The organism is Pontibacterium sp., from assembly GCF_964228735.1.
Taxonomy (GTDB): Bacteria; Pseudomonadota; Gammaproteobacteria; order Pseudomonadales; family Balneatricaceae; genus Pontibacterium.
On record NZ_CAXRBQ010000049.1, the window covers coordinates 1 to 15662 of the forward strand.

The following is a 15662-nucleotide window of genomic DNA, read 5'->3' on the forward strand; positions in this document are numbered from 1 at the left end:
GTGTTTGCAGTTACCGGCAGTGCCGGTAAAACCACCGTGAAAGAGATGCTGGCGGCGATCCTGGCCCAGCAGGGTGAGGTGTTGGCCACCCGTGGCAACCTGAACAACGACATCGGCGGTCCGCTGACGTTGATGGAGATCGAAGATCAGCATCAGCACGCGGTGATCGAGTTGGGCGCGAGTGCGGAAAAAGAGATCACTTACACGGTAAATCTGACGTTGCCGGATGTTGCGATCCTGACCAATGCGATGGGCGCACACCTGGAGGGATTTGGTTCTCTGCAAGGTGTGGTACGTGCCAAGGGCGAAATTTTCGACACGCTGACCGATAGCGGCTGGGCGATCATCAACCGGGATGATCCACATACCGATTACTGGCTCGATAAGACTGAAGGCCAGAACCGCCTGACGATTGGAATCGAAAACGATCAGGCGGATGTGGTTGCGCGCAACTTGGAGATTTCAGAAAACGGCTGCTACCGCTTCCTTCTGGTGGCAGGCGAGCAGCAAGCTGAAATTCAACTGGGTGTAATGGGTAAGCATAATGTCGCAAATGCGACGGCGGCTTGTGCTGCGATAATGGCGGCCGGTTTGCCGCTGCAGCTGGCTGTGTCTGGCCTGGAAAAGTTTACACCGGTTAAAGGTCGTATGTGTCCGCAGATGGGTGCACACGGCGCAACTGTCATCGATGACAGTTACAACGCAAATCCCGGTGCAGTGAAGGCAGCAGTGGACCTGCTGGCCTCACTGCCCGGAAAACATCTGTTGCTGCTGGGGGATATGGCAGAGCTCGGTGACGACGCAGCCGAACAGCACGCAGATGTTGGCAGTTACGCAGCGCAGAAGGGGACCGGCCGTCTGATGACGGTCGGTGCGCTGTCGTTACATGCGGTGGAGGCGTTTAACGCTGCCACCGGTATGCAGGGAGGGCATTTTGAAACCAGGGAACAGATGGTTGATGCAGTCCGTGTTTTGCTGGAGCCCGGTATGACCGTATTGGTCAAGGGGTCTCGCAGCGCGGGAATGGAAAAAGTTGTTGCAGGATTGGTTGAAGGAAACCACTAAATGCTTTTACTGCTCGCGGATTTTTTGTCCAACTTCTACAGTGGCTTCGCGGTATTTCAGTACCTCACATTGAGGGGGATTCTGGGTGTACTGACCGCGCTGGCGATTTCGCTGTTATTGGGCCCGCTGCTGATTAAGAAATTACGCGTTAAACAGATTGGTCAGGCTGTCCGTGATGACGGACCGCAATCTCATCTGAGCAAAGCTGGCACCCCAACGATGGGTGGTGCTCTGATCATTCTGGCTATCGCGATCAGTACCTTCCTGTGGGGGGATATCACCAACCGTTTTGTATTGATCACCACGGCGGTGATGCTGATCTTTGGTGCCGTAGGCTGGGTAGACGACTACCGTAAGGTGATAGAGAAAAACTCTCGCGGCTTGCCTGCACGCTGGAAATCCTTCTGGCAATCGATTGGTGGACTGGGCGCTGCGATCCTGCTTTATGTCAGCGCACAAACCCCGGCGGAAACCGAGCTGATCGTACCGTTTTTCAAAGACGTGATGATCGATATGGGGATCTTCTTTATCGTCTTTACCTATTTCGTGATTGTAGGTAGTTCCAATGCGGTCAACCTGACCGACGGTTTGGATGGTTTGGCGATCATGCCAACGGTCATGGTTGCTGCGGCACTGGGTGTGTTTGCCTACCTGACCGGTAACGTCCGTTTCGCCGACTACCTGCTGATTCCGTATGTGGCTGGTGCCGGTGAATTGATCATTATTTGCGGCGCGATTGTTGGAGCTGGGTTGGGTTTTCTCTGGTTCAACACGTATCCGGCCCAGGTGTTTATGGGTGATGTGGGTGCCCTGTCACTGGGTGCGACTCTGGGTGTGATTGCCGTTATCGTGCGCCAGGAACTGGTGCTGGTAATTATGGGTGGCGTCTTTGTGATGGAGACAATCTCGGTCATTTTGCAGGTGGCATCGTTTAAGCTGACCGGCCGGCGAATATTCCGCATGGCACCGATCCATCACCACTTTGAATTGAAGGGGTGGCCCGAACCCCGCGTGATTGTCCGTTTCTGGATTATCACGGTTGTATTGGTACTGATAGGGCTGGCAAGTCTGAAGATACGATAGGAGCAGCGAATGAGCTTAATCGCCAGTGACAACCGGCGAATCATCATCGGCCTGGGCGCAACCGGTATTTCCTGCGCCCGCCATCTGGCACGCAAAGGCGTGCCTTTCGCCGTTGTAGACACTCGCGAAAATCCTGCTGGTCTGGAGGACTTCAAAGCAGACTTTCCGGACGTTGATGTGCGCTGTGGCGAGCTTGATGCTGAGTACCTGGCGCAGGCGACTGAGCTGATCGTAAGCCCGGGGGTCGCAATCAGCCATCCGGCGATTCAGACAGCTGCTGAAAAAGGTGTGCACCTGTGCGGTGATATCGACCTGTTTATCCGTGAGATCACCGCACCGGTGATTGCGATTACCGGTTCCAACGCCAAAAGCACGGTGACCACCCTGGTGGGTGAGATGGCCGCCGCGGCGGGGATCGATGTGGGTGTCGGCGGCAACCTGGGTACACCCGTCCTGGATATGCTGGCGAAGGGTGAGCAAGCGCTGTATGTGCTGGAGCTATCCAGCTTCCAGCTGGAGACCTGCCACGATCTGCGTGCCAAAGTTGCAACCGTATTGAATATCAGCCCGGATCATCAGGACCGTTATCCGGATATGCAGGCCTACTACCAGGCGAAGCATCGCATCTTCCGTGGTTGCAGCCATGCGGTAGTGAACCGTGATGATGCCTTGACCAGTCCGTTGCTGCCAAAAGGTGTAACCACCAGTGCGTTCCACCTGGGGCGCCCGGACCTGAATCTGTTTGGTGTTGCTCGGGACGAAGCGGGCACCGAATGGCTGGCTGTAGGGCAGGACAAACTACTGCCGGTATCGGAGCTGAAAATCCGGGGACAGCACAACGTCGCCAATGCGCTGGCTGCACTGGCGCTGGGTCAGGCAGCAGGCTTACCGCTGGAAGCGATGCTGGATGCTCTGCGAGTGTTCGGCGGACTGAAACACCGTTGCCAGTGGGTTGCTGACAAAGCGGGTATCAGCTACTTCAACGATTCGAAAGGCACCAATGTGGGCGCAACCGTTGCTGCGCTAGACGGATTGGGACCTACGTTGGACGATGCCAAGATTGTGCTGATTGCCGGGGGTGACGGTAAAGGTGCAGAGTTTGCTGACCTGGCGGCTCCAGTGGCGCGATATGGTCGTGCCGTGGTGTTAATCGGTACCGACGCGCCGCGTATCCGGGAGGCCGTTGGCTCGATAGAGTGTCGCGATGCGTCCGATATGGAAGAGGCGGTTAAGCTGGCCTCCGAGCTGGCTGAAGAGGGCGATATCGTCTTGCTGTCACCGGCCTGTGCCAGTTTCGATATGTTCAAGAACTTTAACGTCCGGGGCGATATGTTTATCGCGGCGGTGGAGAAACTCTGATGCTGAGCGCGTTGCGGCAACCAGAACAGGCACAAAATCACGGGGTCTTGCCATTTGACCCGTGGGTGCTGTTCTGTGCCAGCGCGCTGGTGCTGTATGGGTTTGTCATGATCAGCTCGGCATCGATGGATGTGGCGCTGGAGCGCAACGGTACACCCTATTTTTACGTGATCCGGCAGGCGATCTTTATGCTGCTGGCGCTGGTGGGGGCGATCATAGTGTGGCGTATTCCGATCGACTTCTGGAAGCGTACCGGGCACTGGTGGATGCTGGGCTCCATGGTGTTGCTGATTGCGGTGCTGGTACCGGGTATCGGTCGAGAGGTAAATGGTAGTAGCCGTTGGATACCAATTGGGCCGATCAACCTGCAGGCTTCCGAGGTCGCCAAGTTCTGCATGGTGATCTATATGGGCGGCTATCTGGTACGTCGCCTGGACGAGGTGCGTACCAGTTGGAGCGGGATTGCTAAGCCTGCATTGCCACTCGGTATTTTTGTGGTTTTGCTTTATATGGAGCCGGACTTTGGTGCCGCGGTGGTATTAATCGGCACCGTGATGGCGATGATATTTCTGGGGGGGATGCGCTTTTCCCAGTTCATCCTGATCCTTGCAGGTGCATTAGGTCTGTTGGGATTGCTGATAGGTGCCCAATCCTATCGATTGGAACGATTACAAACCTACCTGAATCCTTGGGCAGACCCTTATGGTGCAGGTTATCAGTTGACCCAAGCACAGATCGCATTTGGACGTGGTGAATGGCTTGGTACTGGCCTCGGTAACAGTGTTCAGAAACTGTTTTACCTGCCGGAAGCGCATACCGACTTTGTGTTCTCGGTGCTGGCAGAAGAGTTGGGTTTTCTGGGGGTACTCGCGCTGGTAGCCCTGTATACCGTGCTGATCTACCGAATGTTTAGTATTGGGCGTAAGGCCGAGAAACTAAAAGAGTTTTTCATGGCCTATATCACCTACGGTTTTACCGTGATCTTTGCCGGACAGGCATTGATCAACATCGGTGTGAACGTGGGCGCGTTGCCTACGAAGGGGCTGACCTTGCCTCTGGTGAGTTATGGCGGCAGTAGTCTGCTGGTCAGTTGCGCGATGTTGGCGGTGGTACTGCGCATCGATCTGGAATTGAAGAAACTGCAGTTAGCCGGGGCTGATGAAAAACCGGTGGTAAAGAAAAAATCGGAAAGTGAAGTACAGGAGCCTGCATATGGCTAAACAACCGGTGGCATTGATTATGGCCGGTGGCACGGGCGGGCATGTTTTTCCGGCACTGGCAACTGCGCATGAGCTGCAGCGCCAGGGTGTACATGTGGAATGGCTGGGCACACAAAAAGGTATCGAAGCACGGGTCATTCCTGAAACTGGTATCAAGTTGCATTGCATTGATGTGGCGGGGCTGCGTGGTAAAGGACGTTTAAGCCTGCTATTGGCGCCGTTTAAAGTGTTGCTGGCGATCTGGCAGGCGTTGGCTGTATTACGTCAGGTGAAGCCGGATGTAGTGTTGGGCATGGGTGGTTTTGCATCCGGTCCAGGCGGGGTTGCGGCTAAGCTGCTGGGCAAACCGCTGGTGATACATGAACAAAATGCCATTGCGGGGATGACCAATAAGATCCTCTCGAAAATGGCATGGCGGGTGCTGGAGGCGTTTGAGGATGCCTTCCCGTCAGAAACGGATACCGAAACCGTAGGCAACCCAGTGCGTGGCCCGATCTTGCAGATGAACGATCCGCGAGAGCGCTACGGAAACCGTTCCGGTAAAATCCGCCTCCTAGTTGTGGGTGGCAGCCTTGGGGCAAAAGCGATCAACGAGACGTTGCCCGAAGTGCTGGCACAGATGCCGGAGGAGCAACGTCCGGAGGTGTGGCATCAAACCGGTAAACGCACCTATGAAGAGACGCTGGAGCGGTATCAGCACCTGGGTTTGGAAGCACGCGTAGTGCCGTTCATCGAACAGATGGATGAAGCCTACGGTTGGGCGGATCTGGTGTTGTGTCGTGCTGGCGCGCTCACTGTCAGCGAACTGGCGATTGCCGGTGTGGCTGCGATCCTGGTGCCGTTCCCATTTGCGGTGGACGACCACCAGACAGCCAACGCTAAATATCTGGCGCAGTTGGATGCTGCGCAACTGGTCCCGCAGCCTGAGCTGACGGTTGATCACTTGAAAGAACTGTTAACAGAACAATTCAGCCAGCGAGAGACGCTGGGTGAGATGGCAGCCAATGCCCGCGCACTGGGACGCCCAGAAGCCGGTGCCCGTGTTGCCGAAGTATGCCTGGAGGCAATGAAGAGATGAGCGATATCCGCAACCCAAACCTGTTTGAGGTGCCAGAAATGCGCCGTATCCGTGGTATCCACTTTGTGGGTATTGGCGGGGTAGGTATGTGTGGTATCGCTGAGGTACTGCTCAACCAGGGTTACCGTATCTCCGGTTCAGATATCAAAAACTCTGCCACCACTGATCGTCTGGCGGCGGCAGGTGCCGAGATTCATATCGGTCATCGCGAAGAGAATATTGAAACCGCCGATGTTGTGGTGGTTTCCACCGCGGTCAATGAAGCCAACCCGGAAGTGAAAGCGGCGCGTGAGAAACGTATCCCAGTGGTACGACGTGCAGAGATGCTGGCTGAGTTAATGCGCTACCGTCATGGTATTGCGGTTGCCGGTACCCACGGGAAAACAACCACCACCAGTCTGGTGGCGTCCGTTCTGGCTGAGGGCGGATTGGATCCAACCTTTGTTATTGGTGGTCGCCTGAACAGTGCTGGTACCAACGCCAAGCTGGGTGGCAGCCGTTACCTGGTGGCTGAGGCGGATGAGAGTGATGCGTCATTCCTGCATCTGCAGCCGATGGTGGCCATCGTGACGAATATCGACGCCGACCACATGGAAACTTACGGTGGTGACTTCGGTAAGCTGAAGAAGACCTTCATCGATTTCCTGCACAACCTACCGTTCTACGGGCTGGCAGTGATGTGCGTGGATGATCCGGTGGTATGTGAAGTGATGCCGGAGATCAGCCGTTCGATTGTGACCTATGGTTTCTCCGAAGAGGCGGACTACCGTGCGACGGACCTGCGTCAGGAAGGTATGTATACCCACTTCCGCGTGACACGTCCGGGTGATCACGAAGACCTGGAAGTGACCCTGACCATGCCGGGGCGTCACAACGTACAAAATGCGCTGGCGGCAATTGCGGTTGCGACCGAAGAGGGGTTGGAAGGTCAGGCGATCTGTGACGCCCTGAAAAAATTCCAGGGTGTAGGCCGTCGTTTCCAGGTGTTGGGTGAACTGCCGGTGAACGGTGGTGAGATCACGCTGGTGGATGATTACGGTCATCACCCGCGTGAAGTCGAAGCGGTCATTAAGGCGGTGCGCGAAGGTTGGCCGGATCGTCGGTTAGTAATGATTTACCAACCACATCGTTATACCCGTACCCGCGACCTGTACGAAGACTTTGTAAAAGTCTTGTCCGAATCGGATCTGATGCTGCTGCTGGAAGTGTACGCCGCGGGTGAAGAGCCGATCCCGGGTGCAGACAGCCGCTCCATGTGCCGCAGTATTCGTCAGCGTGGACGTATCGATCCGATTTTTGTACAGAGCACGGACGATATTCAGGATGTGCTGAAAGACCTGCTGGAGCCGGGCGATCTGCTGCTGACCCAAGGAGCGGGTGACATTACTCACCTGGCGCACAAGCTGAAGAACCTGTCTCTGTTTAGTGAGGAGAATGCTGTATGACAATGTTCAGGGTGACGGCTGAAGAGGCACGTCAGCTTGGACGTGTCGCAGTGATCTATGGGGGACTGTCTTCAGAGCGCGTGGTCTCCCTACGAAGTGGTGCTGAGGTGCTGGCGGGATTACAGCGTGCGGGCGTGGATGCGTTTGGCATCGACCTGGGCGGTGAGAATGGTGATCTGAACCCGGTGGCGCAGTTGAGCGAAGCGCAGTTTGATCGCGCGTTTCTGATCCTGCACGGTCCGGGTGGCGAAGATGGCACTCTGCAGGGGGTGCTGGAGATGCTGGGTAAGCCGTATACCGGCAGTGGTGTTGCTGCATCCGCGCTGGGTATGGACAAGGTGCGTTGCAAACAGCTGTGGACGGGGGCCGGCCTACCAACGCCGGAATACGTAGTGATCGATGAAAGCACCGATCTGGCAGTGGTTGGCGACAAACTGGGGTGGCCGATTTTTGTGAAGCCAGCCCATGAAGGTTCAAGCATTGGTATCGCTAAAGTGACCAACCTTGACGAGTTGCATCAGGCTTACGAAAACGCGGCCAAGCTGGACAGCCTGGTGTTGGCCGAGCGTTGGATGAGCGGCAGCGAATTTACGGTGGGTGTGCTCAACGGTGAGACGCTACCGGCGATCAAGCTTGAAACGACCCACGATTTCTACGATTTCGATGCTAAGTATGAAGCGGATGATACCCGCTACCTGTTTGAGCATGGCTTGAGTGAACAGCAGGAAGCGGAACTGAACCGCCTGGTGATCGACGCGTTCAATGCCGTGGGTTGCGAGGGGTGGTCCCGCGTTGACCTGATGCAGGATGGTGACGGTAACTTCCAGTTGCTGGAGGTGAATACCGCGCCTGGCATGACCGACCACAGCTTGGTGCCGATGGCAGCGCGCAAAAAAGGGATCTGTTTTGAACAGCTGGTGGTTGAGATTCTGCGGCCAACGGTGGCCGGATGAACTGGTTTCGTTCCCGGGGTGTGGAATCGGGTGCGGAAGATGAGTTGGAAGAGCTGACTCCCCGAGGGGCAACCCGTGAGGCGTTGCCATCGACGGAAGAGCCAGAGGCCGAACAGTTAGAGCGGGAACAGGACTGGTGGCTGAAACCGCTCTGGACCCTGACCGCCCTGGTGATGTTCGCCGGCGGCTTGTGGAGTCTCTATCTGCCGGTGTGGGGCTGGTTGGATAAGCCGGTGCAGGATGTGAAGGTTGTTGGTGCGGTGCGCCACCTGGATAAACCGGCCCTGGCGGACAATGTAGCCGCAAATCTGGAGCAGGGACTGCTGGCAATAGATATTAATGCGATCCGGGAACAGGTGATCAGCCATCCCTGGGTACGGAACGCCGGTGTGGTGAGGGATTGGCCGCAGACGCTGGAGATTCGCGTGGAGGAGGAAGTACCGGTTGCCCGCTGGGGTGAATCAGGTCTTCTCAACCACGAGGGTGAGATCTTCTGGCCCGAATTGAAAGAGGAATACGCGCAGTTGCCACGCCTGAGTGGCTCAGCGCAAGACACAGTACAGGTGATGGCCCAGTTCCACGATCTGAACCAGATGTTCAGACGGATCGGGCAGCGGGTAGTCGCACTCAACTTTGAAGAGCGTGGCGCCTGGACACTGGTGCTGGAGAACAACATAAAAGTGGTCGTAGGGCGCAGCTCGGTGAACGAGCGGCTGGAACGTTTCCTCGACCTGTACACGCGGGTGCTGGCTGCACGCGCAGAACAAATTGAGTTAGTGGATATTCGCTACGCAAACGGGGTTTCCGTGAAGTGGAAGCTACAGGCAGACGAAGAGAACGCGGGTTAAAAGAGATGGGTTCGACAGCTGAAAGCAACATGATTGTCGCATTGGATATTGGTACGTCCAAGGTGGTATGCCTGGTCGCCGAGGTAGGCCTGGATGGCGAGGTAGAGATTATCGGCGTAGGTAGTCACCCCTCCCGTGGTCTGAAACGTGGCGTTGTGGTGAATATCGAGTCGACCGTGACCTCCATTCAGCGCGCCGTTGAAGAAGCCGAGCTGATGGCGGGCTGCAAGATTCACTCTGTCACAGTGGGTATTGCCGGTAGTCATATCAACAGTCTGAGCTCTCACGGTATCGTTGCAGTGAGGGATCGTGAGGTGATGGACTACGATCTGGAGCGCGTAATTGATGCCGCCCAGGCGGTGGCGATTCCGGCAGATCAGAAAATTATCCACATCCTGCCGCAGGAATATGTGATTGACGCGCAGGAAGGGATCAAAGAGCCGCTGGGTATGTCCGGTGTGCGCCTGGAAGCCAAGGTGCATCTGGTAACCGGTGCGATTAACGCCGTACACAACATCGAGAAGTGTATCCGTCGTTGTGGCCTGGAGGTGGACAATATTGTGCTGGAGCAGCTGGCGTCCAGCTACTCCGTGCTGACCGAAGATGAAAAAGAGCTGGGTGTCTGCATCGTAGATATCGGTGGAGGTACAACCGATATCGCAGTATTCACCGCCGGAGCGATCCGTCATACGGCTGTGATCCCGATTGCGGGCGATCAGGTCACCAACGACATTGCGATGGCGTTGCGTACACCAACCGCAAGCGCAGACGAGATCAAGATTAAGTACGCCTGTGCACTGGCTCAGCTGGCTGGCCCGGAAGAGATGATTAAAGTGCCAAGTGTGGGCGACCGTCCGGCACGGGATCTATCCCGTCAGGCACTGGCAGAGGTGGTTGAACCGCGTTATGACGAGCTGTTTACCCTGATTCAGGCTGAACTGCGTCGCAGTGGCTTCGAAGACCTGGTCGCGGCAGGCATCGTGCTGACCGGCGGAACGTCGAAGATGGAAGGTGCAGTTGAGCTGGCGGAAGAGATCTTCCACATGCCGGTGCGACTGGCCAGTCCAAAAGGCGTGCGCGGGATGGAAGATATTTTGCGCAGTCCGATCTATGCAACCGGCATCGGTCTGCTGTTGTACGCAAAAGACAATCAGGACACCGACTTTGCTGCCGTGACGGTGGAAGAGCCGGTAGCGCTGATTGAAAGCAACAAGCCAGATATTCTGACGCGAATGAAGTCCTGGTTTCAGGGTAACTTCTAAGCAGAACAAAGAACGATACATACGGTGATTGGAGTGGCGTCACCGACATTGCAAGACTGAACGGATACAGCCAGGGCAGGGTGGTTGTATCAAACCGGAAGGAGAGAGTTATGTTTGAACTGGTCGATAGCATTCCACAGAGTGCTGTGATCAAGGTGGTGGGCGTCGGTGGTGGAGGCGGAAACGCTGTCCAGCACATGGCAAACAGTGCCCTAGAAGGTGTGGAGTTTATCTGCGCCAACACCGATGCACAGGCTCTGAGCGGCATGACAGGTAATTCTGTACTGCAGATCGGTAACGAGCTGACCAAAGGGTTGGGGGCAGGTGCCAACCCTGAGATCGGTCGTAAAGCAGCGCTGGAAGACCGTGAGCGTATCGCGGAAGCGCTGCAGGGTACCGATATGGTGTTTATCACCGCAGGCATGGGCGGCGGTACCGGTACCGGTGCGGCGCCGATCGTGGCCGAGGTGGCAAAAGAGCTGGGTATTCTGACTGTGGCGGTGGTGACTACACCGTTCCCGTTTGAGGGCCGCAAACGTTTGCTGATCGCGAACGAAGGTCTGGGTGAGCTGCGCGATTGCGTGGACTCCCTGATCATCATTCCGAACGCCAAGCTGATGCAGGTGATGGGGCGCAACTGCTCCCTGATGAACGCCTTCAATGCTGCGAACGACGTACTGAAAGGTGCGGTGCAGGGCATCTCTGACCTGATCACCCGTGGCGGCATGATCAACGTCGACTTTGCGGACGTGCGTACCGTTATGTCTGAAATGGGGATGTCGATGATGCGTACCGGTGTTGGGACCGGTGAAAGCCGTGCGACTCAGGCTGCAGAAGCTGCAATCAAGAGCCCACTGCTGGATAACGTGGACCTGAAAGGTGCCAGCGGCATCCTGGTCAACGTAACCGGTGGTATGGATCTGAGCCTGGGTGAATTTACCGAGGTGGGTGATCTGGTTGCGGAATATGCCGACGAAAATGCCACAATCGTAGTGGGTACCGTAATTGATTCGGAACTTACTGACGAATTGAAGGTCACTGTCGTGGCAACGGGCCTGGACAAGCCCAAGGAACCGGCACTGGAAGTGAAAGCTGGCTTGAAAAAGCCGGATGGCGAGTTGAATCTGAACGAGATTGATCTGCCAACCGTGCTGCGTCGTCAGCGTCAGGAAAACCTGAACGACGGTGGGGCAAAGGCTGATCCGGAGCCAAAACGCGAAACGGTTAAACAGACCGGCACAGACGGGGAATCCTACCTGGATATCCCAACGTTCCTGCGCAAGCAGAACGACTGACGCCGGGCTGGGTGCGGTTGCTGTTGCAAATATAACTTTGGTACAATTGCCCGTTAATTTAACGCGCGCAGGGTAGGTTACGGCACACAATATGATCAAACAGAGAACACTGAAAAACAGCATCAAGGCTACGGGTATTGGTTTGCATTCCGGTCAGAAGGTTTATCTGACGCTGAAACCTGCGCCAATCAATAACGGTATCGTTTTCCGTCGCGTTGATCTGGATCCTGTGGTCGAAATAGAAGCTGCCGCGCACAACGTTGCTGATACCACGCTGTCCACGAACCTGGGTAAGGATGGCGTGCGTGTAGCAACCGTTGAGCACTTGCTGTCCGCTATGGCGGGCCTGGGCATCGACAACGCGTTTGTTGAACTCAGTGCTGAAGAAGTGCCGATCATGGATGGGAGTTCTGCGCCGTTCGTATTCCTGATTCAGTCTGCAGGAATCGAAGAGCAGCAAGCGCCAAAACAGTTTATCCGCATCAAGAAAGAAGTGACCGTTACCAGTGATGGTAAGTCCGCGACCTTTCGTCCGTTTGATGGCTTTAAAGTGGGCTTCAAAATCGACTTTCAGCACCCTGCATTTGAAGGTCGTAACATGGAAGCCAGCCTGGATTTCTCCAGCACCTCTTTCGTGAAAGAAGTCAGCCGTGCGCGTACTTTTGGCTTCATGAGCGACATCGAATATCTGCGTTCCCAGAACCTGGTTTTGGGTGGTAGCTTCGACAACGCGATTGTGGTCGATGATTACCGCATTCTGAACGAAGATGGATTGCGTTACGATGACGAGTTCGTGAAGCATAAAATTCTGGATGCCGTGGGTGACCTGTACCTGTTGGGTAAGAGCCTGATTGGTGAGTTCTTTGGTCACAAGTCCGGCCACTACCTGAACAACATGCTGCTGCGCGAATTGCTGGCAAACGAAGACGCATACGAGCTGGTAACCTTCGAAGAGGAAGCCGCGGCGTCTCCGATCTCTTACCAGAAGCCTGTTGTCGCGAACTGAGATTTAGGTCTCTGAAAGCAACTCTCTCCTGTGAAAAGGCCGAACCTGAGTGTTCGGCCTTTTTGTGTCTGGATACCAAACATTCAACTGATTTACCGGTCCCGCCGTTGTTGGATTGTGGCTTATTGACCAAAGTCGTAAATCGCACGAAATAATTAGCCCTTGAGATTCTAATCCTCGCCCCAATAGAGTTAGAATGTTGCGTTAAATTTGCCGGACGCAGTTTACCGGAAACCTTTGATTAGACAGGTTGAAAACTCAAAACATGCTGACCTCACTGTTCAAGAAAGTATTTGGAAGTAAGAACGATCGTGAACTCAAGCGTATGGGTCGTGTTGTTAAACAGATCAACGCACTTGAAGCGGATCTGGAACAACTCTCGGACGACGCGCTGAAAGCTAAAACCGATGAGTTCCGTCAGCGGTTGGCAGAGGGGGCAACGCTGGATCAGCTGTTACCGGAAGCATTTGCGGTTGTGCGTGAAGCGTCCCGCCGTGTGATGGGTATGCGTCACTTCGACGTGCAGATGATCGGTGGCATGACCCTGAACGAAGGTAAGGTTGCAGAGATGCGTACCGGTGAAGGTAAAACCCTGGTAGCAACACTGCCGGTTTACCTGAATGCACTGCCGGGTGAAGGCGTGCACGTTGTGACCGTCAACGACTACCTGGCAAGCCGTGATGCCGAGTGGATGCGTCCACTGTATGAAGCGTTGGGTCTGTCTGTGGGGGTTATCCTGTCCGGTCAGGACCAGGAAGCGAAACGAGCCGCGTACGCGTGTGATATTACCTACGGTACCAACAACGAATTTGGTTTTGACTACCTGCGCGACAACATGGCATTCAGCGCGGCAGATAAGGTTCAGCGTGCCTTTAACTTCGCGGTTGTGGATGAGGTGGATTCCATCCTGATTGATGAGGCGCGTACACCGCTGATCATCTCCGGCCCGGCCGAAGACAGCTCCGCCATGTACATGCGCATCAATACGCTGATCCCTAAACTGACCCGCTTTGACGGCGAGATCGATCCGAAAGACGAAACTCAGGTGATCGACGAGCACTTTGTAGTTGATGAGAAAAACCGCACCGTCGAGCTAACAGAAGCCGGTCACAGCTTTGTTGAAGAACAGCTGACCGAGATGGAATTGTTGGGTGAGGGTGAGAGTCTCTATGCACCAACCAACCTGCAGCTGCTGCACCACGTGCTGGCAGGTCTGCGTGCGCACAACCTCTTCATCCGCGATAAAGATTACATCGTTCAGGACAACCAGGTGGTTATCGTGGACGAGCACACCGGTCGTATCATGCCGGGGCGTCGCTGGTCGGAAGGCCTGCACCAGGCGGTGGAAGCAAAAGAAGGTGTAGCGGTTCAGCAGGAAAGCCAGACGTTGGCATCCACTACCTTCCAGAACTACTTCCGTCTGTACGAGAAACTGTCCGGTATGACCGGTACCGCAGATACTGAAGCGTTCGAGCTGCGTCAGATCTACGGTCTGGACGTGGTTGTAATCCCAACCAACAGACCAGTTGCGCGTAAAGATCTGAACGACTTGGTGTTCCTCACCATGGAAGAGAAGTACGAAGCGATCATCAAAGAGATCCGAGGCACTCAGGAACAGCAGCGTCCGGTGCTGGTGGGTACTGCTTCTGTAGAATCTTCTGAACTGATCTCCGCCCTGCTGAAGAAAGAGGGCATTGCGCATAACGTACTGAACGCGAAAAACCACGGTCGTGAAGCAGAGATCATTGCGGAAGCCGGTCGTGCCGGGGCGGTGACTATCGCGACCAACATGGCCGGTCGTGGTACCGATATTGTGCTGGGCGGTAAGCTGGAATCTGATCTGGCGGAGCTGGAAAACCCATCTGAAGAGCAGATCGAACAGGTTAAGGCTGAGTGGCAGAAACGTCACGATGCGGTACTGGAAAATGGTGGTCTGCACATTGTCGGTACTGAGCGTCACGAATCCCGTCGTATCGACAACCAGCTGCGTGGTCGTGCGGGTCGTCAGGGTGATGCCGGTTCTTCCCGCTTCTTCCTTTCCTTGGAAGATGACCTGATGCGTATCTTCGCCTCTGACCGTGTGCGTCAGATGATGCAGGCACTGGGTATGGAAAAAGGCGAGGCGATCGAGCACAAGATGGTAAGCAACGCCATCGAAAAAGCTCAGCGTAAGGTGGAAGGTCGCAACTTCGATATCCGTAAAGCGCTGCTGGAATACGATGATGTAGCTAACGATCAGCGTACGGTGATCTACGGTCAGCGTAACGAGCTGATGGCGGTGGACGACATCTCCGAAACCGTGAATGCAGTGCGTGAAGAGGTTGTGGAAAACACCATCGACGGCTTTATTCCGCCACAAAGCCTGGAAGAGCAGTGGGATGTTCCAGGGCTGGAGAAAGCACTGGAGAGCGAATTCGCTGTGAAGCTGCCGCTGCAGGAGTGGCTGGATTCAGACGATAACCTGCACGAAGAGACTCTGCGTCAGAAGATTCAGGAATCTGTGAAAGAAGCTTACCAGACCAAAGAAGAGCTGGTGGGTGCTGATACCATGCGTATGTTTGAGAAGCAGGTGATGCTGCAGGTGCTGGATACCCTGTGGAAAGAACATCTGCAGACCATGGATCACCTGCGTCAGGGTATTCACCTGCGTGGCTATGCACAGAAGAACCCGAAGCAGGAATACAAGCGCGAAGCGTTCCAGCTCTTCCAGGAGCTGCTTGAAAATATCAAGCAGGACGTTGTCCGCATCCTGAGCCACGTTCAGGTGCGTCAGCCGGAAGAGGTTGAAGCGATGGAGCAGCAGCGCCGTGAGCAGGCAGAACGTCAGCAGATGAACTACCAGCACGAGGAAACTACCGCCATGGGGCAGCCTTCTGAAGAGGCGCAACAGGGCGAACAGCAGGTTGCCGGTTCAGAGCAGCCGTTCACCCGTGAAACGCCGAAGGTGGGGCGTAACGAACCTTGTCCGTGTGGTTCCGGTAAGAAATACAAGCAGTGCCACGGCAAGCTTTCATAACAGGTACTGATAACAAAGGGGCAGTGGCAGAT

At 55.2% G+C, this 15662-nt stretch carries 12 protein-coding genes; all 12 read left to right on the plus strand.

Annotation, left to right across the window (positions count from 1 at the left end; all coding sequences use genetic code 11):
* Window positions 1–1065, plus strand: a 1065-nt coding sequence (gene murF, locus ACEQ15_RS04835; protein WP_370277954.1) for a UDP-N-acetylmuramoyl-tripeptide--D-alanyl-D-alanine ligase, incomplete at its 5' end; no start/stop codon positions are given.
* Window positions 1066–2148 (plus strand): phospho-N-acetylmuramoyl-pentapeptide-transferase, encoded by a 1083-nt coding sequence (mraY, locus tag ACEQ15_RS04840; RefSeq protein WP_370277955.1) that lies wholly within the window; start codon window positions 1066–1068, stop codon window positions 2146–2148.
* Between the two features lie 9 nt (window positions 2149–2157).
* Window positions 2158–3507: a UDP-N-acetylmuramoyl-L-alanine--D-glutamate ligase gene (gene murD, locus ACEQ15_RS04845; protein ID WP_370277956.1), complete on the plus strand. Its 1350-nt coding sequence runs from the start codon at window positions 2158–2160 to the stop codon at window positions 3505–3507.
* The gene (gene ftsW, locus ACEQ15_RS04850; protein WP_370277958.1) at window positions 3507–4727 is read left to right on the plus strand and encodes a putative lipid II flippase FtsW; all 1221 of its coding nucleotides are present in this window, start codon (window positions 3507–3509) and stop codon (window positions 4725–4727) included. Before murD ends, ftsW begins: the two co-directional genes overlap by 1 nt.
* Window positions 4720–5805 carry an undecaprenyldiphospho-muramoylpentapeptide beta-N-acetylglucosaminyltransferase gene (murG, locus tag ACEQ15_RS04855; RefSeq protein ID WP_370277959.1) on the plus strand — a complete coding sequence of 362 codons (1086 nt, stop codon included), beginning with the start codon at window positions 4720–4722 and terminating at the stop codon, window positions 5803–5805. Before ftsW ends, murG begins: the two co-directional genes overlap by 8 nt.
* Entirely contained in the window at window positions 5802–7250 is a 1449-nt protein-coding gene (murC, locus tag ACEQ15_RS04860; RefSeq protein WP_370277960.1) for a UDP-N-acetylmuramate--L-alanine ligase, read from the plus strand. The genes murG and murC overlap by 4 nt, the downstream gene beginning before the upstream one ends.
* Window positions 7247–8203, plus strand: a complete 957-nt coding sequence (locus tag ACEQ15_RS04865) for a D-alanine--D-alanine ligase (protein ID WP_370277961.1) — start codon at window positions 7247–7249, stop codon at window positions 8201–8203. The genes murC and ACEQ15_RS04865 overlap by 4 nt, the downstream gene beginning before the upstream one ends.
* Entirely contained in the window at window positions 8200–9051 is an 852-nt protein-coding gene (locus tag ACEQ15_RS04870) for a cell division protein FtsQ/DivIB (RefSeq protein ID WP_370277962.1), read from the plus strand. Before ACEQ15_RS04865 ends, ACEQ15_RS04870 begins: the two co-directional genes overlap by 4 nt.
* 5 nt (window positions 9052–9056) lie before the next feature.
* Window positions 9057–10313 carry a cell division protein FtsA gene (ftsA, locus tag ACEQ15_RS04875; protein ID WP_370277963.1) on the plus strand — a complete coding sequence of 419 codons (1257 nt, stop codon included), beginning with the start codon at window positions 9057–9059 and terminating at the stop codon, window positions 10311–10313.
* A 110-nt stretch (window positions 10314–10423) separates the two neighbouring features.
* A complete protein-coding gene (ftsZ, locus tag ACEQ15_RS04880; RefSeq protein WP_370277964.1) occupies window positions 10424–11608 on the plus strand; it encodes a cell division protein FtsZ in 1185 nt (394 codons plus the stop codon).
* 91 nt (window positions 11609–11699) lie between these two features.
* A complete protein-coding gene (gene lpxC, locus ACEQ15_RS04885; protein ID WP_370277965.1) occupies window positions 11700–12614 on the plus strand; it encodes a UDP-3-O-acyl-N-acetylglucosamine deacetylase in 915 nt (304 codons plus the stop codon).
* 265 nt (window positions 12615–12879) lie between these two features.
* Window positions 12880–15630: a preprotein translocase subunit SecA gene (secA, locus tag ACEQ15_RS04890; RefSeq protein WP_370277966.1), complete on the plus strand. Its 2751-nt coding sequence runs from the start codon at window positions 12880–12882 to the stop codon at window positions 15628–15630.
* Window positions 15631–15662: the final 32 nt, after the last annotated feature.